Consider the following 21,665-nt stretch of genomic DNA (forward strand, 5'->3'; position numbering starts at 1 on the left):
AACTACGGAAGCCCACCGGAGTTTCTTTCGTATTTAAAATTGAATGTATCGGAATAGGTGTGTTCCTGTTCCATAATATCCTCAATTTGCTTCACAATTTCGGGATTGTCGGTAGCAAGATTATGCATTTCTGCCTCGTCCGATGAGAGGTTGTAGAGTTCAATAGCTGCATTCGGATTTTCGGCCATATTGTAACGAACCCCTTTCCATTTTCCAAGGCGAACAGCTTGCCTTCCCCCAAGTTCATGGAATTCCCAGTACAGATGATCATGCTTAGGTTGTTCATTGCCCAAAAGCTCGGGAAGAAACGAAATGCCATCAATATTACCTGGGGTTTCCATTTGGGCAAGGTCACAGACCGTGGGCAAAAAGTCCCAGAAAGCAGAAATATGGTCCGATGTGGTGCCTGCCTTGATCTGGTTTGGCCAATAAGCGATCATGGGAACCCGAATCCCTCCTTCGTATAAATCTCTTTTGTAACCTTTTAGATTAGCATTGCTATCGAAAAAATCAGGGTCGGCACCGCCTTCCTTGTGTGGACCATTATCCGAAGTGAAAATGATGATAGTGTTGTCGGCTATACCCAAGGCTTCCACCTTGGCTCGGATTTCACCCACTTGATCGTCCAACAACGAGATCATGGCCGCAAAGGCTGTATGCGGTTCTTTTTGCGAACCATACCCTCCATTTTTATAAAATGGGCCATCGTCGACTCCAGTAAACGCTTCTTCAGGGCTAAATTGACTTCGGTGCATTTTCATATAGGTTTCGGGTGCAGCCAACTCTGCGTGGGGTATAATGGATGGGTAGTACATGAAAAAAGTACTGTCCTTATTGGTCTCAATAAAGTCCAATGCCCTCTCATGAATCACATCTGGTCCATAGGTATTGGTTTCCTTTTCTTTATTACCATCCAATACTAGCTTTTCTTGATTGTGCCAGAGGTGGTAGGGGTAATAATTATGACCTACGCGCTGGCAGTTATATCCAAAGAAATCATCAAATCCTTGGTTGTTGGGATCTCCTTCTGAGCCTGGATAGCCCAATCCCCATTTGCCATAGGCCCCGGTAACATATCCATTTTTCTTTAAAAGTTCCGCAACGGTAACCACGGTGGAAGCCATGGGATGCTGCCCTTCAGGTTTTACTTCGCGGTTGCCACGAATAAAGGTGTGCCCGGTATGCAGACCTGTCATTAATGCAGAACGTGAGGGGGCGCAAACGGTAGATCCTGAGTAATGCTGGGTAAAGAGCATCCCGTCCTGTGCAAGTTTGTCAATATTGGGCGTACTGAACTTTTGCTGGCCAGTCAGGCTAAGGTCACCATAGCCCAAATCATCCGCCAAAATATAGATGATGTTCGGTTTTTTAGCCACCTCTGGGGCAGGCTCTTTTTTGGTTGACTCCTTGCATCCTAACAGCAGGGCAAACAGCGTAAATAAGCAAAGTGGGTTTGTAAATATGGATAGCTTTGGTCGTAACATGTTTGGTGTTATTTGGTTGGAATTCGAAGTTATGGAATTATGGCACAAGATGACATCCGAACTGACAATTATCATGCTTTTCCACAGGGATTCAGACTAATTTCATAGTCGATTAAAATCAAATATCATGAAAAAGAGAGTGCCTGTTTCCGAGATAATGACCCGAGATTTGGTGACTGTAACCACCAATGATAATCTTGTAAGTGCTGAAGAACTTTTTAAAAAATACCGAATTCGGCACATCCCCGTGGTTTCTGGAAGAGAGATTGTGGGAATGCTGAGTTATACCGATTTGCTGCGGATCAGTTTTGCCGATGCTGTGGACGAGCATGAGGAAAGTGTGGACACCATGGTCTACAACATGTTCACCATTTCGCAAGTTATGGCAAGGGATGTGGTGAGCGTAAGCTCGCAGACCACCATAAAGGAGGTAGCCCAGTTTCTGGCTTCAAAAGAATTCCATGCTTTACCCGTAGTGGACGATGGTAAATTGGTAGGTATTGTGACCACCACCGACTTGATCAACTATCTGTTGGATCTGTATTAACGTGGCATAGGCCTATTCCTCCTCGTTACTGGATTCTTGGTCGGCTTCCTCTGCTTCCTTGTTGCGGTTATTTTTAAGGATGTTCAGTTTTTTCAGTTTGGCCTGCCAAGTTTCCAAAGCAGCTTTGTGCTGGTCAATGTTTTTGATAACATCCTTTACCAGGGGATTGTCTTCCGAAGCGTTGGAGAAGAATTGCAGGTTGTTTTCCAACTGCCTGATTTCTGCCTTGCTTTCGTCTATTTTTCTTCGGATAAAGGTGCGCTCATTGTTAATGGCCCTATCATCATCGGATTTGGCCAATTCTTGCATCTTGTTACCATACCGAAGTAATTCAGACTCATGCTTGTTTACTCCCAATTTCCTGAACAACGCATCAACAATTTTATTGAACTTACCGTTGATGTGCTTTTTGTTATAAGGTATGCGGCCATAGGACTTCCATTCTGCAATAAATTCCTTTAGGGTCTTAAGGTCTTTCTCATTGTCTCCAGTGAGTTGGAAGGCCTTGAGTCGGTCCAAGCACTCGTTTTTCTTGTTGTAGTTCTCGTATTCTTCTTTCTGGGACTCGTTTTTCTCTGCATGCAAACGGTTAAAATAGTGGTTGCAGGCATCCTTGAACTCATTCCAGATTTTATCCGAATATTTTCTGGGTACGTGCCCTATTTTTTTCCACTCACTTTGAATGCGTTTCATTTCAGGAGTGGCCATGTCCCTGTCTTCACTGTCTTTCAAAGCCAATGCCAAACCTAAAAGTGCCCTTTTCTTTTCAAGATTTTCCAGTTGATCCTTTTTCTGGCTCTTATAAAAGGCATTTTTATTTCGGTTGAAGGTTCTGACCGATTCCTTGAAAGCACTCCATGTCTGTTCGTTTACCTTTTGGGGAACCTTTCCTGCTTTAAAGAAGGATTCCCGCAGCGCCTCTACTTCTTTGATTTGTTGTTGAAGAGCCCTATGGTTGTGGGTAACATTATTGGCAATTTCCGTGATTGAAGCTATTATTTCCTGCTTCTTTTCCAAGTTCTTTTCATAGACTTTTTCCAACTCATGGAAATGCTCTTGCCTGCGATGGTGCATGGCTTTGGTTGCATTGCTAAAGCGCTCCCAAACTTCTTCACGCTGTTCCTTGGCCACTGGACCAATGTCTTCCTTCCAGATTTTGTGGAGGGTCTGGAGCTCCCTAAATGCCTTGCCCAGGTCAGGTTCGTTGACCAAAGCCTCTGCACGTTCCACGAGTTTTTGCTTTTCTTCCAGATTGTGTTTAAAATCCAGGTCCCGCAATTCACGGTTAAGGTGCAAAAAGTCATAGAAGATTTCCATGTGGTGGTGGTAGGTGCGCCACACATCGTTATAACTGTTTCTTGGAACAGGTCCGGCATTACGCCAGTTCTCCTGTAGTTCCTTGAAGTTTTTGTAGGTGGTATTGATATCCTCCTCTACGTTCACAAGGCTTTTGAGTTCTTCGATGATCTCCAATCTGCGTTGAAGATTGTTTTTTAAGGACTGTTCTAGCTGTTTGTAGTACTGGTCCCTTTTTTCGCGGTATTCGGAGAACACCTCGTTAAACTGCCTTTTGGCCACGGAGTTGTACCGGAAGTCGATTTCATTGCCGCCATTGGCCACAAATTCTTCCTTTTTGTGCTCTATAAACTCTTGGAATTTTTGGTCGAACTCATATTTGATAGAGCTCACATGCTTGTTAATGGCCTGGACCTTTTCATTTTTTACTAGGCGTTGCAGTTCGCCCACCAAGTTTTCCATGGACATGGAATGGTAGTCCAAAAAGGGGATATGATGTCGCTTTTCATTCTCCACATCTTCAGCATCTTCAGCGTTCGACTCTTCAATTTCCTCGATGGCCTTATCGCCTGAACCATCATCGGAGGAGGCTTCGGTATCAGCCTCACTTTCGGATGCAGTTTCAACTGCCTCCTTTTCTTTTTCTTCTTGTACTGGGGTATCGGATGTGCTTGGCTCAGAATTGGGGGCTTCCGCTATCGTTGTCTTTTCAATATCCGTACTTTGCTCAGTACCACCACCTTCAGTTTCCTGAAGTTCTTGTTCGTTATCCTGCATTCGTAGTTTGTTTACCTTTTGGATTGATGATAATTATAGCCAAGTTAACAACTATATTACCCAATAACAAAAGTAGTGATTCTTCTTTTGATCAGGTTTTTTGCCTTCTGAGAGCAGAAAAGGTGTAAGTGGATGGGCGATTTAGAGGGTATTCCAAATTTCCCATGCTTTTTCCGCTTGGAATTCCAACATTTTTTGCCCGTTGCAAATGGTTGCCCCTTGTGCTTCACCTGCAGCTAAAAATGCCGTTTTGGGCGGATTATAAATCAGGTCGAACAACAGATGTTTTTCGGTGAGATGTGTATAAGGAATATCGGGTTTTTCGGTGATGTTGGGATACGTCCCTAGTGGGGAGCAATTTACAATTACCGTGTGGTCGGCGATAACTTCTGCATCCAATTCGTCATAGGTCAATTGCCCCTCCTTTTTGCTTCGCGATACATAGCAATGGGCAATACCAAGTTCATCCAAAACAAATTTTATGGCTTTGGAGGCACCTCCGGTTCCCAAGATCAAGGCTTTGATATGGTGTGGCTTTAGCAATGGTTCCAAGGATTGTTGAAAGCCGTAAAAGTCCGTGTTATAGCCTTTCAGGCCCTCCTTGGAGAATTTAATCGTATTCACCGCGCCAATGGTCGCGGCTTTTTCGTCCATGTCCGAAAGAAAAGGAATCACCTGTTCTTTGTAGGGTATGGTCACATTCATACCTCTTAATTTGTTTTGGGCGACCAAGGCTTCAAAATCGGAAATATCGGGAATATCAAAATTCTCATAGCTATGGTCATCCAATCCCAAATCTTGAAATTTCTGTGTGAAGTATCCCTGGGAAAATGAATAGCTAATATTTCTACCTAGTAGCCCGAACCTTTTTTCTTTCCTTTCTATTTTTTCCATACCAATCCAACAGTAATAAAACGAAAATTCCTAGAATAACAAATACCACGGCCCACCATGTCTCCATTTCCGAAATATTTGGAAAATAGCGTTCGTAATTGTGCACCACCTTATCCCCATTAGTATCAAGCAGGGGATTTCCAAGCGCATCCATTTTGTACATGGTTCGCTTCCAGGGCCATAAAACACCAAGTGAACCGGTTATAAAACCCAGAATCATGGCGGTGGACATTTTTTTGTAATGCTTCAGCACATAGCTCAACAAATGGGAAAAGGTAACCAAGCCTGTGGCGGATCCCAAGGTAAAGACAGCCAAGATTTTTAGGGTCTGCATCCGTTTTGGGTTGTCCATAAAACCAAAATCACCCACAAAAATTTCAGAAAGGGTGTCGTATAGTGCATTAACGGAATCCACTAATAATAGCACATAGTTCCCAAGCAGAATAAGGATAAAGGAGCCGGAAAGTCCCGGGAGGGTCATCCCAGAAACACTAATGATCCCACAGAAGAAAATGAAAATCAAGTTGTCGTTTTCGGTGGCCGGACTTAAAAAACTGATGGATATTCCCACTATCAATCCAATAAGCCCGCATGAAATGGTACGCTGGTTCCAATGATTAAAATCCTTGCCGATATAATAGATAGAGCCAAGAATCATCCCAAAAAAACCGGCCCAGACATAGAGTTCCTTTTGCTCCAGGAAATAATCCAGCACCCTAGAAATACTAAAATAGCTGACCAGCATTCCAAAAATTAATAAGAGCAAAAATTGTCCGTTTGTATAGCGATAAAAACTCTTGAAACGTCCGTTGAAAAGGAGTTTAAATGCTTTGCCGTTAATTTTTTGAAGGGAATAAATAAACTCCTCATAGAAGCCTCCCACAAAGGCAACGATACCGCCCGAGACACCTGGAACCTTGTTGGCCGCACCCATGCATAGGCCTTTTATGACCAAAAAGAAATTGTCAAGAAATGTTCTTGGCTGATGCATTAACAATGAAGTTTATCCTATTTCTTGGAAGCTGTTCTTTCCAGGATAAAAATAAGCGAAAAACCTACAATAGCTAGGACAATGGCGAGGAATAACTGGTTGTCCCCTTCAAAGGCTGAGGGCCAAACATTTACATCGTCCACAACAACGGTTTTGTCACCAAAGGTCTTGGTCTCCAAAACTTTTTTCCAAGGCCATATTTGAATTATTGAACCAATAATCAAACCCGTAAGAACGGCAAATGTTGGGAACTTGTACTTGCGTAAAAGCCACTTTAGAACTTTAGAAAAACTCAATAGTCCTATAACTGCACCAGAAACGAATACCAATAACTTTTTAAAATCCAATTCCGCGATGGCTGTGCTTAGGGTGCTATAGGCGCCCAATAAAATCAATATTAGGGTGCCAGATATACCGGGCAAAATCATGGCACAAATAGCTACCGCAGCGCATATAAAGAAATATAGCGAACTATCGTTGACCTCCGCACCAGGCAAAGTGGTCAGATAGTACCCAATGCCAACTCCCAAAATAAGAAATACAATATTGGTTACGGTCCATTTTGGAATTTGCTTTCCTATATACCAAATACTGGCGATAATCAGTCCTAGGAAAAACGATTTAATCAGAATTGGGTGGTATTCTAAAAGATACTTGGCCATTTTCATGAACGAAACGTAACTGATCAAAACCCCAGCCCCAAGCGCTAATACGAAGTTGCCATTGGCATCTCTCCAAAAATCCTTAAACCTGCCTTGGAATAATTTTTTAAATAAGCTTAGATCAACGTTGGCAATTGTTTGGACAAGCTCTTCGTAAATGCCTGAAACCAATGCTATGGTTCCACCTGAAATTCCGGGAACCGCATCGGCGGCTCCCATGGCCATTCCCTTTAATGTGATCAACACATAATCGATTAATCTGCGTGCTTTCATAAAATGATAGGCGTAGGAAAATCCTATTTTAGGTAGATGTCTTTTTAATTTCGGAAACAAGGTTTCTCAGCCAAGCCACTTTTTGGAATTCAGGGAATTCCTCTTCGAAAAAAGGGAGCTTTTCTATATCCATGTGCATGGCTTGGGCCAGTTTTTTCTTGGCGTTCAGTACTTCATCATTTTTGAGATAAACACCTGCCAATTTATAGACCAGCTGGGCATTTTCGGGATAAAACTCCAAACCTTGCACCAGCACTTGGATGGACGAGCTATAGTCTCCGATGGTTCTTAAAACATTGGCCCAATTTAACCAAGTGTCCAATTCGTAATTTCCAAGGTCTACCGCTTGTTTGTACGCGAAATCGGCTTCGTCGAAATTACCGAGGGCCAAATAGATTTTGGCAGATTTTTTCCAGTAAATCGGGTTTTCACCATCAATGTTTATGGCCTTATTGATGTAATACAAAGCCCGCTCGTAGTTTTCAAGTTTGAAATGAAAATCGGTAATCGCCAACCATCCCTTGTCCAATAAGGGATCCTCGTGAACGGTATTGTAATAGTAATACTTGGCCAAATCGTTGTTGCCCAATTTTTCGTGGCAGCGCCCTATACGCAAATAGGCGTGCGATGTTGGGTCTTCTATGGAAATGGTGATTTCGTAGTTCTCAATGGCTTCGTTATACTTGCCCAGTTTCTCCAAAACCTTTGCTTTTTCAAAATAGGCACCGATAAAGGAATCGTCCGAAATAATGGCAAAATCGAATGAGGTGATCGCCTCGGCATACATTTCTTTGCTGAAATAGATTTTCCCTAGTTGGTGCCACGCCACTTCGCAATACGGATTTCGCTCCAGATATTGGTTAAGGAACAATATGGCACCATCAAAATCTTCCAGAAACTCATAGCAGTATACCACGTTGTACAAGGATGCGTAATCGGAATCATCAAACTCCACGCATTTTATAAAGCTTCGCTTGGCCTTTTCATAGTCGTCCATAAAAAGGTACTCCATGCCAAGGAGTGAATGGATATCAAAACTTTCCTCTGTTAAATGAAGGGCCTCCAACAGCAGGTTAACCGCCGCTTGGTGATTGTCTTGTTTGGATTGAATATTGGCCCGTTGGATGTAGATTTCCTCGTTATGGGCATCTATGGTCTGAAGTTCATCCAACAAACGCTCCGCAACCTCATATTTATCCTCAAAGACCAAAACCTCGACACGAAGCAACTTCAGCTCCAAGGAATTGGGATGCTGTTCCAAACCAATCTGGATAGCCTTTTTTCCCAAGGAGATTTTGCCGTTGTTCAAGTAATGGTGAATGATTTCCTCGAAGTCCTCCGCATCAAAAAAATACACATCATCGGTCTTGAGCATCGACTCAAATTTGCTGATGGATTTTTCCGGAAATTCGTTAGAATCTAACGCCATAGTAAGGTGTTTGGTTTAACTATGGACTTAAAATTAGCCCTTTGGAGCTATCAAAAAGTCCCATTTTTGGGGATGTTATCAACAAATTAGTTAACAGCAGTAGGCTTAAAAGTGTTTAAAATGCTAATGATTTGGTCACATCCTTCCTTAATTTCCTGCTCGGAAATTGTCAGCGGCGGTGATATTCTGACCGCTTTTGGCTCAAAGAGCAACCAAAATAAAATCAATCCTTTTTTGGCCGCGGTCAGTATGAGATAATCAGCAATTTTTTTGTTTTCAAGCAACAGGGCCAACATAAGGCCCTTCCCTCGTATTTCTTTAATCAAAGGATGTACCAAACAGGACCGTAAGAGTTTTTCTTTTGCCAGGGTTTGCTCAATAAGTTGACTTTCAGTGATTTCCTTGAGGGTTGCCAGGCTGGCAGCTGCAATGACGGGATTTCCGCCAAAAGTGGTGATATGCCCCAATTTTGGGCTTTGTTGCAGGGCATCCATTATGGTTTTGGAGGAAACAAATGCCCCTACCGGTAGTCCTGAAGCCATTCCTTTGCCGATTACCAGAATATCGGGAACGCAATTAAAATGCTCAAAGGCGAACAACTTACCGGTGCGGCCAAACCCAGGTTGGATCTCATCCAAGATCAATAAGGCCCCCACCTCGTTACAGCGTTTTCGAACCTTGGCCAAATAATCGTTTTGAGGCATGATGAAACCAGCACCTCCTTGGATGGTTTCCAAGATTACCCCAGCAGTTTTTTCGGTAATATTTTCCAGTGCTTTTTCATTATTGAATGGGATAAAGGAGACATCAGGGATCAAAGGCCTAAATGCACTCTTCCGTTCTTCGTATCCCATGAGGCTAAGGCTGCCCATGGTGTTGCCGTGATAGCCTTTGTCGGCAGCAATCAATTGGGTTCTCCCCGTGTACCTTCGGGCTAATTTTATGGCTCCTTCCATGGCTTCGGTCCCAGAGTTTACCAAATAGGTGGTCTCGAGCTGTTTTGGCAAATGTGAGGCCAGTAGCTTGGCATACGCAACTGTGGGTTGTTGTACATATTCGCCATAGACCATCACATGCATATATTGTTCCGCTTGTTGTCGCACAGCTTGGACCACGCGAGGATGACAGTGTCCCAAACTACAGGCAGAAACCCCTGCTACAAAATCCAAATGCGCTTTCCCTTGGGCATCATAAATATAACTGCCCTTGGCATGGGAAATCTGGAGCCCAAGTGGATGAGGTGTGGTCTGTGCCTGATATTTGAAAAAGTCTTCTTTCAATTAGCAATTAGCAATTAGCAATGGTCAATATCCAAAATGTGAGCAAGGATGAACTTGGGCAACAGGATTCCCACAGGTTCTTAATTGCTACTTTTTTTCACCTTGGTCTTTTTTGGCTTTGTGGCAGCCGTATTGGGATTTTGATTGGTATCTGAATCCAATGGGAGATTACCGCTCCGTTCTTGTTCTTCGGTGTCTATGTCAACAGGATTATCAATCCCCCGTATTTTCACCAATTCGATGTTGTTGTCGTCTTCGTCAAAAATATCGTCCTTGGAAAGCAGTCTTTCCTCGCCGCGCCAGATAAAACCCTTTAACTCCCTACTTTCCTCCGGAAAATCGGCCTCTGGAAAGATATCCCCATCCGGGTTGACAAAGAAGGTGATATCCTCAATATCGCTGTTGGCCATGAGCAATCTGATCTTGCTACAGATACTTTTGTTGATGCCTATGAGCTCATCGTCATCGTTGTACATGTAATAAATTACCTCGGTATTTTTCACCAAGTCGATGATTTTGAGTTCATTTTCCACAAACTTGCCAAAGAGATCTACGCCCTTGGCCTGGTTGTAACCTCTGTTCCCAATAGTGTCGATGGAGATGATAAAGGCATTTTCCAGTACTTTCAGTGAATCTAATTTCTCGGTCTCCAAGTCGGAAATTAGGTGGATACTGTCCCCAGTAATCTGATTGTCCAGGTTCCAAAGTATGGGATTGGTGATCAATTGGGTGATTCCGGTTTTTTCCTCGGAATGGATGGAATCGCATTTACCACTCAGGTCGGTTTTGTAAAACTTGGCATTTCGGAACGCACGCACAATCCTAGACTCGGGCTTTCCGGTTACCATCAGGGTATCTCCGTGAATGTATAGGGAATCCTGCTGCACCAGATTAATGGCTACGGCACGCTTGGTAGCAAAAACAGAATCATTCTCTTTGAACACTTCTGCATAATGTGCCTTGATCACTCCATTGTTGATGGTGTCCGTGACTTTTATGTTGTTGGTCGCAGAAGCAAACGAAGTAGTTTTGTCAAAGTAAACACTATCTCCCTCAATAATACGATTGCTATAATCGATTCGGGTATTTTTCACCCCATATCCGCGTTCGATTGTGGTATCGTAAAAGCCCCTTTCGCAATAGATTTTGTACTCCTCTCCCGTTATGGTTGAAGGGCCGTACATGTAGGCGTTTTTAGACCTACGGTAATAATCCAATTGCTCCGAATCAATGATGTACTCCGGATTGTCTATATGTACATCTTTGCGAAATTGGACCTTTTTTAGCTTCATGTAATAGTAGCCGACCTTACTGGTAAGCACATTTGCAGAATCGACCACCTTACCTCCGGACCGATAATAAGAAAGTTGATTTTCGCGATCAAAATAGAGCGTATCAGTGGTCAAGGTCATTTTCCCATCCGTAAGATCTACATTTTCCCAAGCCTTGGCCAAATTGCTATTGCCATCATAGTCCATTTTCCCACTGTTCATCTCTATGGAATCGCCTTGCTGCAAACGAATGTTACCAATGGCCTTTAGCCTGTTTTCCTGATTGTAGAAGATGGCGACATCGCACCAAAGATCTGCGCCCTTATGTTCGAACTGGACTTGGCGTTCATCGTCTTTGCTAAAAATGGAGGCCCCAGGGAAATTTTTTTCATCCTTGGTAAAATTGGCCCCATATACAATATTGATTTGCCTGCCTTGCACCTGCTCGGGTTCTTCCTGACCGAAAACAGGTAGCACAAAGAGCGTCAAAATAAAAAAAACAACTTGCTTCAATACCACAAATTTTGTCCAAAAGTAGGCTTTTTGCCAAAAGTAGGGGATAGGATTTAGAAAGCTTTGGGATAATTTTGAAAGGATTGCGTTTTGCCTTGGTCCCATAATGTGCATGACGAGTTTGGATTGCCAAAACGTTTATCTGGTCAGGCATGACTTCTGTCGATTTTAGGATAGTTATTAAGTTCAATTTTAATTTCTTGTTGTTCAAAATTTCCCACGATATGCGTTTTTTAATCAAATTCATTCCATTATTGGTTTTAGTACTGGGGCTTCAAGCCTGCACCGAGGTGGTACAATTGCCAGAATTCATACTAGAACACCCACTGGAGATTTCGGTTTTGGATTCCGACGGAAAAACCGAACATTCCATATACCAAGAAAATCACCCTTCGGAGTCAGGGGAGCCATTGGTCGAGGTAAGCAAAAGGGTAACGCAGTCCTCAGACGGGGGATATGTTTTTGAATATACGGTGATACCTGTGCAGCAAATGGCGGTTAATCTTCAGAAAAGATGGTCCCTGAAGCAAGGTTCTTTTAAAAGTGCGGAGTTTTTGCTTCCAGGTTTTTGGTACAAGCGGAACCTCAGGTCGCCGGAAAAAGCTCCGTCCTTTAAAACCGCTGACTATTGGTCGTTCCGGGATGATCGCATGAGTACGCCCATGGCGGTCGCTTTTGATCCCAAAGCCGAAAAATGGCTAAAATTAGAGCGCATGGATACCCTTGCCCTAGAGGAAACTCCGGATTCCACGGCAGGCAAAATTGGTATTAGAACCGATATCGGGAGTTTGGGAATTGGAAAAATGGGAGCGGACCAAATTCAATTGGCGGCCAACTTTCCTTTTAATGAAACTCCAAAATCCTATCAATCCAAACTAACACTAAATCCGGAATGGAAGGGATATTATGAATTGGACGCAGGTGATACCTTATCCGTGAGATGGAAAATCAGCCATGGAGTAGCCCAAGATTTTACCGCTTTGGTATCCAAAACTTGGGAACTGGCTTACGAGAGATATCAGCCTCAACCCGTGTCAGCCAAGAAAACGGATGCGGAAATCAAAGAGATCTTGAGCAATTATTTTTATGAAAGCTATGCCGAAACCAAGGACCTTAAGGGTTTTGCTGGTTTGTGGTTCAATACACAGACCTGTGAGAATACCGGCGTGCTTTCTGTTGGCTTTTGCGGCAAAACCTTTGCCAATGCCTACAATTTGTTGGAATATGGTCATGAGCAGGACAATGAGGAGCACAAAGCCTTGGCACGCAAAGTATTGGATGCCTATTATGCCAAAGGTTTTACGGATTCTGGCCTGATTCGGGAACTGGTATATGGGGATAACGCAGAGGATGTGTATTCGCTTAGAAAGCAAAGTGAAGGTCTCAAAAACCTTTTGTTCTTGATGGATTTCGATAAGCAACAGGGCAAGGAGTATCGAAAACTGGAAACTACCATAGCTGACCTGATGCACAAATTGACAGAGATGCAAGATGAGGAAGGTGGTTTTCCAAGGAAGTTTGATGAAGGGTACAAAGTGCTCGACGACTCCCGGGGAAGTACCCAAAGTATAATAACCCCCATGATTATGGCTGCTCGATATTTTAAGGAGCCCAAATTCTTGGAAGCAGCTATCAAGGCAGGAAACTATGCCGAAAAGTACATCATAGACCAAGCGGACTATTTTTCCTCTACCCTGGATGCGAATTGCGAGGACAAAGAAGCGGCAGCGATAGCAGCGGTGTCCTTTTATCATTTGGCATTGGCCACCGAGGGTGAAAAACGGGATAAATATGTGGACTTGGCAAAAAAGGCTGCCTATTTTGGATTAAGTTGGTACTATCTGTGGGATGTGCCCTTTGCGCAAGGAAGTTTATTAAAGGAAGCCGGTTTGAAGACTCGTGGATGGGGGAACGTATCCACCGAAAACAATCACATAGATGTTTGGGCCTTCGATTTTCCGCATGTACTGGAGTGGTTGTCCAAGGAGACCCAAGATGCCCGGTTTGGCCAGATGGCCGAGGTGATTACATCGTCCATCAAGGACCAAATGTTGCCTTATGAGGGACATATGGTAGGGGTGGGTAAAAAGGGATATATGCCCGAAATTATCCAGCACACCGTTTGGGATTATGGTGCCAATGGCAAAGGATATCTCAATGCACACATGTCCGTAGGTTGGACCGTTGCCTCTATCTGGGAAGTGTTGACCCCTGGAAGATTTCAGAATTTTATGGAACGAAACCCGGGATAGTATTTGAATGCTATTTGCTGGGGTTTAACGTAACCGAAACACCCTGCCTGAGGGTATTGTGGATTTCCGCAACCTTGTCCGTATGGGCTATGAGTTCGTCCAATTTTGATTGAGGAGCATCACCTTCAAGTTTCACTTTGTAGTTGATATTGTAACCTGGTTCACCCTCTGCGGCAAATTCTCCCGAAGCTTCCACTTCCACTTTGGTTACGGTGATGTTCATTTTTGCAGCTTCTCTATAAATATCGTTGCAAAAACATGTGGCAAGGGAAAGGAACAACAACTCGCCCCCATTGGCGGATGATCCAAAGCCTGAAGATCTGCCCGGGATGTTGATTTCGTTAATGTTTCCATTCGTTTCCAATTGTACCTGGTGGGTGTTTAGGCTGTTGACGACCTTGGCTGCTATTTTCATAGGTTGATTTTTTACAATTAGGTTTTAGTCTATTTTCTTTTCCAACACATAATCGTCCATTACAAAACCATTGCCAATATCCTGGACTACGGAGTCCACATTTATAAAGCCTATTTTTTCATACGCTTTAATGGAATTGCTGTTGTACTTGTTCACGGTCAATCGGATTTTTTTTAGGTTGAGTTCTTTGACCCTTGTTTTCATGAATTCAATGGCCCTCCTTCCCACGCCCTTGCCCCGGTGTGAACTTTGGACATAAATCTTGCTCAAAAAAAGAAAATCTTCATCCACACGGAAAGCAAAATACCCCACGGGGACCTGCTCATACTGCAATAGGAAGTAGGAATAACCATTCTTAACCTGACCTTCAATCGCGGCAGAAGATTGGAATTTGTCCAACATATAGGTCACCTGCTGTTCCCCAATTATTGGGGTATAGTGCTGGGTCCAAATATTGCGGGCCAATTCGGAAATGGTCTTAAAATCTTCAGTTGAATGTGCCGCTGTAATTGAAACCATAAGTTATTGTTGGTGTGTGATTTAGTTTATTGGAATTAGCCATACATTGTTTTCCATATCTATTTGACCTCGCATTTCTTGTTTAACCACCCTATCGGTGATTTCCAATCCTTTTAAGGCCATATTTTCGAACGTATCGATACCTCCATCCAAGAAATTTTGTCGGGTTCGATGAATATTGTATCGATTTGAAAAGGAACGATCAAAAGCTTTTTCGATGCCCTGTTTTCCAATCATAAAACCTATAAGGCCTCCCCATGTGGCTGTAGGATTGTCCGAGTCCCAACCTGCCAACGCCCCAATTTTTATGGTTTCTTTTAAATCCCCAGCTCCATAAAACAAGCTTACTAGACTGGCGGCAAAGTTAATTCCCGCCGCAAAACATCCATTGCAGTGCAAATTGCTGGAGGTGATGTTGTACCCATCCTCCTGATTGACCTGATATCGGAAATAGATGGAATCCCTGGTCTGTTCCCATGGAATACCGGATTTGAATAGTTTATGGGTGTAGTCATACATCTTGGCGGAGTAGGAGCTGTCCGGCAACACTTTCCTGGCCTCTTGTGCCATCCAAAATAGTTGTTCGGAGGTAGACTTTTTTTCCATCACTTTGGAAGCAAGCGCATGCATGGTGACATAAAAATTGGAGATGTACTCCGCATTTTGCCTAGCGGTTGTTTGAATGGACAAACGTGCCATTTTTAAAGCTATTTCCGGCCGTGCAGGGGCAAACAAACCAAAAATCTCGGTTGTCAATTGGGCATCGATCATGTCAAAATGCTCATTGTTACTAGGGTCACCTGTCGCAGGTGGAAGTATTCCACTTCGCATGAGGTCATGCGCCTTTTGGTTGGATACCCATAAATAGTTTTCCTCTTCACTTTTTATATGCTTTAACCAACCATCCCTGATTTGTCCTGGAGATAGCATGCTGGTTTGATGGGTGTGCAGCAAATGTTGGTACATGTACTCAATATCTGTATCATCATCTGCGCCCCAGATTTCTGTACTGTCCCTAAACACAAAATCGATGGTTGGAGAGATGTCACTTGGCACCCCTTCGGACCAAATATTTGGAAGATCGGGTTTGCCCCAATCCTTTCGGGTGTAGAAATCCCCCGTTTTTATCTCGCCAATATTCCCAATCTTATCCATCTCGGTTACCAAACCGGTCCAATTGGCAATACATTGTCCCAACCAAAATCCATACAATCCGTCCTTGTACCTATCTCGGGAAACGATGAGGTAATCTTCCGCTTCTCCAGAATTGTTTGGTTTTTGATCTTTGGTTCCGCAGGAACTAAAGATGATAATTAGAGACAAGATTAGATAGTTAATTTTCATACTTGCTATTTGTGATTTTGGTGTTTTCAAGGTTGGGTGTCCAATAAGGTTCGATATTTGTCAGGTAGTTTGTCTTTTAGAACTTCCTTCAATTCCTGGACCATGGCAAAATCCACCTCTGCCACATTCTTTGATTCACCTTCGGGGGAGGTATGGTCATAAAGCTCTGTAAACCCATCCTTATGAAGCGTCAAACGATGAGTTTGGGTCCTTACTGTAATCGCCCCATTGGTATATGCAAATGCAGGATTGCCCTTAAGTTCCTGATTGGATAAAATGGGCATTAAGGATTCTCCATGGACGAATTTTGGTTTTTCAATACCGCTTAAATCGCAAAGTGTCGGGAAGATATCCACTGTTTCCACAATGGCTTTGGTTCGGGTATGTGTACTTTCCATTCCTGGGTGGTGAATGATCAAAGGGGATTGCAGGGACTCCTCGAACAGACTATGCTTACCCCAGATGGCATGTTCGCCAAGGTGCCAACCGTGATCCCCCCATAGAATAACGATGGTGTTTTTGTCCGCTCCGGAACGTTTTAATTCGGCCATTACCCTTCCGACCTGCTGATCTACATAACTTACACAGGCCGCATAATGACGGCGTACCTCATCAGCAAAGTCAGGGTCATTATTTGGGTCTTTTCCCCAGCGGTTGTACTTCATAAATTCCCCAGAGGGATGCCAAGTGGTTTTCGTTTCAGGTTTTTGCCGATGTTCTGGAATGGGAATCTCGACCCCATCATACGTATCCAGGTAGGGTTTTGGTGCTCCAAAGGGCAGATGCGGTTTGATAAAACCGACCGCGAGAAAAAATGGCTTTTCATCTTGTTCTGAAAGGGTCCTTAATTGTGTTATAGCCTCTTCCGCAATAATACCATCCGGATAGTTATTATCCGTGCCTTCCGCACTTTGAAAAACGTCCATGTCCTCTGCTTTTACGCGAATTTCGCCATGGGCCAAACCATGCATTGCACCACGGGGATGCATCCATTCGGCAACGGGCATCAAGTGTTTGTCCCATGCATTGGGCATTTCCACCAAGGTACTATCATTCCAATCTGAACCACCCCTTCCTCCTGGATGGTGTGATACCTTGCCAACAGAAACTGTAGTATACCCATGGGTTTTGAACCATTCTGGCATGCTTGGGTTCGCGGTTTTGCCACCTTCCCCTATGGCTTCGGCCCGTTTGAAAAGGGCATCGTTATTTGCCCCGCCATATTGACCTGTCAATAGGGTATATCTGGAAGGGCCGCAACTTGGTGCGTTCACATAATGATTATAAAACGAGACACCTTGACTTGCCAGTTGATCTATATTGGGGGACTTAATGTGACTTGCGCCAAAACTGTTGAGCTCGGGACGAAGATCATCCACACAAAGTAAAAGTATATTGGGCCTTTTGTCTGGTTTTGGACTGCTACAGCTAACCACAATTGAAGCGCAAAGCAAGGAATAAACAAGTATTTTGATTGTTTTCATGGTCGTTTGTTGGTTGCTCAGGTCAACTGAAGGTGTGAATAAATGGTCCCGCCGTAACTACAATCTAATTTGGTCACAGTTTAAAGGTATAAAATATGAACTTTGGGGAATACCTAATCATTATCAAAACAAGTAACCACATCCTCCATAAAATAAGGATCTTGATTCACCCAAAACATATAGCTGACCCTGAGAAAATCCTTGGCAAACGCATGCAATAGCGGGACTAGGTTTTTACGTTTATTTTGACCTTCGTCCAATCGCTGATTGTAATCCAGGTCGGCCCCTGTGGTTCCTACATAATTCCCATCCTGAATCGCTATTCCCAAGGGTACCGTGAATTTATTTTCGTGCATCATCGCTAGGGTATGATTGAGTTGCCCCTTTCTGGTGACCATTAAATCCGGACCCCCCAAACCCACGCCAATTTCCTGGCCATATTGATAAATGGACCTAAGATATCCTTTGTCATCCCAGGGCAACCATTCATCGGGCATAAAGTTGGCGTATTGCATGGTGGTAGATTGGGGGAAGGCTTTCTTAAGAGCAAGCATGTTGGTTTTTAAACTTTCCGCATATTGCTTAGGGTTAAAAGAGGGGTCTTCTCCGGAACTGACGCCAACAGCACTTTCTTGCAGATTGATGCCTTCGATTTTACCATCAAATTCTTTTCCCAAAGCTTGCATCAGCATAGCAAAACGATGTTGCACCTGCGGGTTCCATCTTTTAGTGACCCATCCCTCCGCTGTACCTTGATCATTAAAAGAACGGGTGCACCCTCCATCAAAATCCGAAGTCATTAGATAATCGGGAATGGCTTTGTACCTCACATCAAAGGTTACATCCTGAAATTGAATGAACAACTTTTTATTGTGCCCCAGAAGGTAATTGTAATCCTCATGGATTGTTGAAAAGTCGTATCTACCCCGTTGCGGTTCCAATTGGCGCCAGGAGTACATTATTTGGGCGCCAACAATGCGCTTGACCCTAAGAAAAGGATGATCGTGAATTTGTTCCCTGTCCCTTGAGAAATAGACAAAATGTTTGATGCTGTCACTTTCCAATGGGCAAGCGGCCCCCAAATATTGTTTGTAGGCATGCGCATATCGATTCGCGGGCTCACTGCTTTGCCCGGCTACATGGACAACTACAAAAAGCCCGAGGACAATGGAACAGATTAGTTTGCTGAAGTTCATTGATTGGAAATGGCTATATACTTGCATGTAATTGGTTCTGTAGATGGCAACTTTGATTTTAATGGTCCCCCCGTCCCAAATAAGCTCTGATGGATGTAATCAGACCTTCAGGATTAAAGGTAATAACATCCACTACAAAGAGCTCTTCACTTCCATTCACGGTAATTTTCAGTTCTGCCGCAACTGTATCATCACTTTCATAGGTAGCCAAAACAGCTATGGCAATAGTGTCCGCAGCTTGAAAGTTCTTTTGCGTTTCCGCTACGGCAGTTTCTTTTCCTGTAACACGAATTTTCCAGTCCCTTAAGATTATATCCTCCGAAAACATGGCTTCGATTCCACTAAGGTCCTTGACGGCATATTTTCTTAGGTACGAAAGGCACAACTCTTTGTTAGAAATGGTTGTCATTTTAGTTGATAATTTTTGAGTTTGTCAGTCTCATGAAAAAGAACTGCCTTTGTTGTTAGCTATATGTTTGGTGATGGCATTTTTAAGTTGGTCATACTCGGTTTGAATCAACCAATGTCCGGCATCCAATTCCAAGAACTCGTAGTCACTTTTCATGTACTGGTGGCCTTCATTGACCCCGAAAGCCCCAATGGCGAGGTCTTGGTTGCCCCAAATAAACAAGGTGGGCACTTGAATATTCCCTAAAATTTGACCTATGGCCGCCTTCTTCAATAGTTCATAATTGCTGCGATAATAGTTTATGGCCGCAGTAAGTTGCCTAGGGTTTCGGAATACTTTTAAATAATCAGCCACCTGCTCGGGCTCGCTATGTCGCCAAAACTTTCTGAAAACCTTAAAGTCATTTTTGCGAAGCATTTTTTCTGGGAGGAGGGGCCATTGAAAATCCCTTACATATTGACTCATTTTACGTTGGCCCTCGTCCAAAACCATGGCTTTACCAAAAGCTTGGAGATGCGGAACGGAAACCCCGGTCCAGCTTAGGATGGCTTGGGGATGGTCGTGAACCACTTTCCATCCAATCACCGCCCCCCAATCGTGCCCTACAAGATGGAACTTATCCTTGCCCAGGAATTGGGAAATGCCCATAACATCCTTGGACAGTTTATCCAGACTGTAATGTCTTTTTCCCCTCGGACAAGCCCCTTTGCTATACCCCCTTAAGTTGGGTGCAACACCATAGTAGCTCTCTTCGGGAAAGGTGGACATCAGCCTTTTCCACATGTACGAGGTCTCAGGAAATCCATGCAGAAAAATTATGGGTTCGCCCTGTGGGTTTCCATGGGTTCGGCAATCAAAGCGGTATTTTCCAATGGGTATTTGAATGGTTTCTTGCATGGATTGCAGTAGTGGTCGGTGGTTTTGGTTATAGCTAGGCTGTACTTCTGATTGTACTTATCTAAAAATAAGAAAACTTAGGTGGAACGAACTATTCAATCGAAAGCAGTTTGTGAAAGCACATTTTGAGCTATAGAATTGCTCATTGCACTACGGTTCTGCTAGATTTCCGATATGTCGTCAATAAGCTATCCATCTCCGCGACCTTTTCCGGATGCGCTTCATACAGGTTAATGCGCTGTTCGGAATCGTTCGCCATATCAAAGAGAAGACCTTTGGTGTTAAAATCAGTGTATCCTGTAAGTTGCTTGAAGGATTCGGGCAGCGCTCTATGTCCGCCTGTGGAATCGTTGATGTAGAGCCAATTCTCTTTTCGTATACCCCAAGTGTTTTCAAAAGTATTATGGATGGTGGCTTCCCTAAGCGGGGATTCATATGTGTTTCCGCTGAAAACTTCCGTGAGGTCATAACTGTCGGGAGCTGCATTTTCGGGTAACTCCGCTCCGGTGATGTTGGCCAAAGTTGCCATGATATCCACTTGGGAAATCACTTCCTCGGAAACGGTGTTTGCCTTAATCTTTCCAGGCCATTTAACGATAAAGGGCACATGATGTCCGCCTTCCCATACATCCCGTTTTAAGCCCCGGAAATTCCCCATACTAAAATGACCATATTTTTCAGCTCGTTCCCAAGCATAGAACTCGGTTCCGTTATCGGCACTAAAAATGACGATGGTGTTTTCCTCCAATCCTTTTTCTTCAAGCGCCTTTAAGACTTGTCCAACAACCCAATCGGTCTGAAACATGAAATCGCCATAGCCACCGGCTTGGGATTTTCCGTCAAATTCATCATTCGGAATAATAGGGGCGTGGGGCGAAGGCAAGGAAAAATAAAGGAAAAACGGTTGCTCTTTTTCCTGGGTGTTTATCCATTCAACCGTCCTGTTGGTCAGTGTGGGCAAAACCTCATAGGGGTTCCAATCCTTTAGTCGTGGCCCTGGTCTAAATTCCCAATGGCCTTCCTTGGTTTCATAGCCAATATTGTCAAGTCCCATTTCTTCGGTTGGGGGTTCTAATAGGCGGTCGTTTTCAATCCAGGCGTAAGGTGGAAAATTAATGGTGCCATCCCCAAAGTAATAATCAAAGCCCCGGGCTAGCGGCCCTCCACTAACGGGTTGGCTCCAATCTATGTCCCTAGAGTGGTAGACATCCCTCATTTTTCCCCATTGCATAACTTTTCCCGATGGGGGGTTTTTAAATTCCCAATCCCAGCCCAAATGCCATTTACCTATACAGGCCGTGGTGTAATTTTTGGTTTTCAATATTTGGGGCAATGTGATATCGGAATCCTGGAAAAAGGGTTTCCCAAAAGGCCCAACAATACCGTGTTGCCTACGCCAATGATAGGTGCCCGTTAGCAGCGCAAATCGACTGGGAGAACAAATGCCCGAGGAACTATGTGCATCTGTAAAGCGCATCCCTTCCGAGGCAAGTTTGTCGAGGTTCGGGGTAGGAATCTTTGAATCGGGATTCTGGCAATTGAGGTCACCGTAGCCCATATCGTCCGCATAAATTATTACGATGTTTGGTAGGCGGGATTCTTTTTCTGAACAAGAACTAAATGCAATGCATATCAGAAGTAATGCAAGTATTTTTGATGGTTTCATGGTTGGTTTTAATTGGCAACTGAAAGGTATGGGATATTTCCATAGCAAAAGTGGAAATGATGTTAT

18 protein-coding genes are annotated in these 21,665 nt (G+C 43.7%); 2 read left to right on the top strand and 16 right to left on the bottom strand.

The features are described from left to right. Positions 1-2: 2 nt before the first annotated feature. Positions 3-1,484: an arylsulfatase gene (locus M3P07_RS02480; RefSeq protein WP_249968312.1), complete on the bottom strand. Its 1,482-nt coding sequence runs from the start codon at positions 1,482-1,484 to the stop codon at positions 3-5. A 127-nt stretch (positions 1,485-1,611) separates the two neighbouring features. Here M3P07_RS02480 and M3P07_RS02485 point away from each other — a divergent pair, with 127 nt between their 5' ends. After that, positions 1,612-2,031, top strand: coding sequence for a CBS domain-containing protein (locus M3P07_RS02485; RefSeq protein WP_249968313.1), 420 nt, complete (start codon positions 1,612-1,614; stop codon positions 2,029-2,031). 12 nt (positions 2,032-2,043) lie between these two features. Here M3P07_RS02485 and M3P07_RS02490 read toward each other — a convergent pair whose 3' ends face one another. The 7 genes from M3P07_RS02490 to M3P07_RS02520 form a co-directional block, all read right to left on the bottom strand. After that, a complete protein-coding gene (locus tag M3P07_RS02490) occupies positions 2,044-4,104 on the bottom strand; it encodes a DUF349 domain-containing protein (RefSeq protein ID WP_249968314.1) in 2,061 nt (686 codons plus the stop codon). Between the two features lie 141 nt (positions 4,105-4,245). Continuing rightward, the gene (locus M3P07_RS02495) at positions 4,246-4,998 is read right to left on the bottom strand and encodes a shikimate dehydrogenase family protein (RefSeq protein ID WP_249968315.1); all 753 of its coding nucleotides are present in this window, start codon (positions 4,996-4,998) and stop codon (positions 4,246-4,248) included. Further along, positions 4,952-5,989 (bottom strand): DUF368 domain-containing protein, encoded by a 1,038-nt coding sequence (locus tag M3P07_RS02500; RefSeq protein ID WP_249968316.1) that lies wholly within the window; start codon positions 5,987-5,989, stop codon positions 4,952-4,954. Before M3P07_RS02500 ends, M3P07_RS02495 begins: the two co-directional genes overlap by 47 nt. 17 nt (positions 5,990-6,006) lie before the next feature. Next, positions 6,007-6,924, bottom strand: coding sequence for a DUF368 domain-containing protein (locus M3P07_RS02505; protein ID WP_249968317.1), 918 nt, complete (start codon positions 6,922-6,924; stop codon positions 6,007-6,009). Between the two features lie 28 nt (positions 6,925-6,952). Continuing rightward, positions 6,953-8,353, bottom strand: a complete 1,401-nt coding sequence (locus M3P07_RS02510; protein ID WP_249968318.1) for a tetratricopeptide repeat protein — start codon at positions 8,351-8,353, stop codon at positions 6,953-6,955. 86 nt (positions 8,354-8,439) lie between these two features. Further along, positions 8,440-9,633 (bottom strand): aspartate aminotransferase family protein, encoded by a 1,194-nt coding sequence (locus M3P07_RS02515; RefSeq protein ID WP_249968319.1) that lies wholly within the window; start codon positions 9,631-9,633, stop codon positions 8,440-8,442. An 80-nt stretch (positions 9,634-9,713) separates the two neighbouring features. Then, the gene (locus M3P07_RS02520; protein ID WP_284042085.1) at positions 9,714-11,417 is read right to left on the bottom strand and encodes an OstA-like protein; all 1,704 of its coding nucleotides are present in this window, start codon (positions 11,415-11,417) and stop codon (positions 9,714-9,716) included. Positions 11,418-11,641: 224 nt separating this feature from the next. On the opposite strand from M3P07_RS02520, the gene M3P07_RS02525 reads away from it, so the two are divergent. Further along, complete coding sequence (locus tag M3P07_RS02525; RefSeq protein WP_249968321.1) at positions 11,642-13,669, top strand: hypothetical protein; 2,028 nt, start codon at positions 11,642-11,644, stop codon at positions 13,667-13,669. Between the two features lie 10 nt (positions 13,670-13,679). On the opposite strand, the gene M3P07_RS02530 is transcribed toward M3P07_RS02525, so the two are convergent. From M3P07_RS02530 to M3P07_RS02565, 8 genes are all read right to left on the bottom strand, one after another. After that, on the bottom strand, positions 13,680-14,084 hold the full coding sequence (locus M3P07_RS02530; RefSeq protein ID WP_249968322.1) for an OsmC family protein: 405 nt from the start codon (positions 14,082-14,084) through the stop codon (positions 13,680-13,682). A gap of 24 nt (positions 14,085-14,108) precedes the next feature. Next, positions 14,109-14,603, bottom strand: a complete 495-nt coding sequence (locus M3P07_RS02535) for a GNAT family N-acetyltransferase (protein WP_249968323.1) — start codon at positions 14,601-14,603, stop codon at positions 14,109-14,111. A gap of 21 nt (positions 14,604-14,624) precedes the next feature. Then, positions 14,625-15,947 (bottom strand): ADP-ribosylglycohydrolase family protein, encoded by a 1,323-nt coding sequence (locus M3P07_RS02540; RefSeq protein WP_249968324.1) that lies wholly within the window; start codon positions 15,945-15,947, stop codon positions 14,625-14,627. 26 nt (positions 15,948-15,973) lie between these two features. Further along, entirely contained in the window at positions 15,974-17,431 is a 1,458-nt protein-coding gene (locus M3P07_RS02545) for a sulfatase (protein WP_249968325.1), read from the bottom strand. Between the two features lie 113 nt (positions 17,432-17,544). Then, entirely contained in the window at positions 17,545-18,627 is a 1,083-nt protein-coding gene (locus M3P07_RS02550) for a hypothetical protein (RefSeq protein WP_249968326.1), read from the bottom strand. A 58-nt stretch (positions 18,628-18,685) separates the two neighbouring features. Then, positions 18,686-19,036, bottom strand: coding sequence for a nuclear transport factor 2 family protein (locus M3P07_RS02555; RefSeq protein ID WP_249968327.1), 351 nt, complete (start codon positions 19,034-19,036; stop codon positions 18,686-18,688). Between the two features lie 30 nt (positions 19,037-19,066). Further along, positions 19,067-19,933 (bottom strand): alpha/beta fold hydrolase, encoded by an 867-nt coding sequence (locus tag M3P07_RS02560; protein WP_249968328.1) that lies wholly within the window; start codon positions 19,931-19,933, stop codon positions 19,067-19,069. 142 nt (positions 19,934-20,075) lie between these two features. Beyond that, positions 20,076-21,599: a sulfatase family protein gene (locus M3P07_RS02565; protein ID WP_249968329.1), complete on the bottom strand. Its 1,524-nt coding sequence runs from the start codon at positions 21,597-21,599 to the stop codon at positions 20,076-20,078. Between the last annotated feature and the right edge of the window lie 66 nt (positions 21,600-21,665).

Origin of the sequence: Flagellimonas myxillae (assembly GCF_023502235.1) — a bacterium.
GTDB lineage: Bacteria > Bacteroidota > Bacteroidia > Flavobacteriales > Flavobacteriaceae > Flagellimonas > Flagellimonas myxillae.

What these genes read in the sequence shown, in the direction of transcription:
- M3P07_RS02480 (WP_249968312.1), bottom strand. Translation starts at nt 1,484, where the DNA reads ATGTTACGACCAAAGCTATCCATATTTACAAACCCACTTTGCTTATTT.
- M3P07_RS02485 (WP_249968313.1), top strand. Translation starts at nt 1,612, where the DNA reads ATGAAAAAGAGAGTGCCTGTTTCCGAGATAATGACCCGAGATTTGGTG.
- M3P07_RS02490 (WP_249968314.1), bottom strand. Translation starts at nt 4,104, where the DNA reads ATGCAGGATAACGAACAAGAACTTCAGGAAACTGAAGGTGGTGGTACT.
- M3P07_RS02495 (WP_249968315.1), bottom strand. Translation starts at nt 4,998, where the DNA reads ATGGAAAAAATAGAAAGGAAAGAAAAAAGGTTCGGGCTACTAGGTAGA.
- M3P07_RS02500 (WP_249968316.1), bottom strand. Translation starts at nt 5,989, where the DNA reads ATGCATCAGCCAAGAACATTTCTTGACAATTTCTTTTTGGTCATAAAA.
- M3P07_RS02505 (WP_249968317.1), bottom strand. Translation starts at nt 6,924, where the DNA reads ATGAAAGCACGCAGATTAATCGATTATGTGTTGATCACATTAAAGGGA.
- M3P07_RS02510 (WP_249968318.1), bottom strand. Translation starts at nt 8,353, where the DNA reads ATGGCGTTAGATTCTAACGAATTTCCGGAAAAATCCATCAGCAAATTT.
- M3P07_RS02525 (WP_249968321.1), top strand. Translation starts at nt 11,642, where the DNA reads ATGCGTTTTTTAATCAAATTCATTCCATTATTGGTTTTAGTACTGGGG.
- M3P07_RS02530 (WP_249968322.1), bottom strand. Translation starts at nt 14,084, where the DNA reads ATGAAAATAGCAGCCAAGGTCGTCAACAGCCTAAACACCCACCAGGTA.
- M3P07_RS02535 (WP_249968323.1), bottom strand. Translation starts at nt 14,603, where the DNA reads ATGGTTTCAATTACAGCGGCACATTCAACTGAAGATTTTAAGACCATT.
- M3P07_RS02540 (WP_249968324.1), bottom strand. Translation starts at nt 15,947, where the DNA reads ATGAAAATTAACTATCTAATCTTGTCTCTAATTATCATCTTTAGTTCC.
- M3P07_RS02545 (WP_249968325.1), bottom strand. Translation starts at nt 17,431, where the DNA reads ATGAAAACAATCAAAATACTTGTTTATTCCTTGCTTTGCGCTTCAATT.
- M3P07_RS02550 (WP_249968326.1), bottom strand. Translation starts at nt 18,627, where the DNA reads ATGAACTTCAGCAAACTAATCTGTTCCATTGTCCTCGGGCTTTTTGTA.
- M3P07_RS02555 (WP_249968327.1), bottom strand. Translation starts at nt 19,036, where the DNA reads ATGACAACCATTTCTAACAAAGAGTTGTGCCTTTCGTACCTAAGAAAA.
- M3P07_RS02560 (WP_249968328.1), bottom strand. Translation starts at nt 19,933, where the DNA reads ATGCAAGAAACCATTCAAATACCCATTGGAAAATACCGCTTTGATTGC.
- M3P07_RS02565 (WP_249968329.1), bottom strand. Translation starts at nt 21,599, where the DNA reads ATGAAACCATCAAAAATACTTGCATTACTTCTGATATGCATTGCATTT.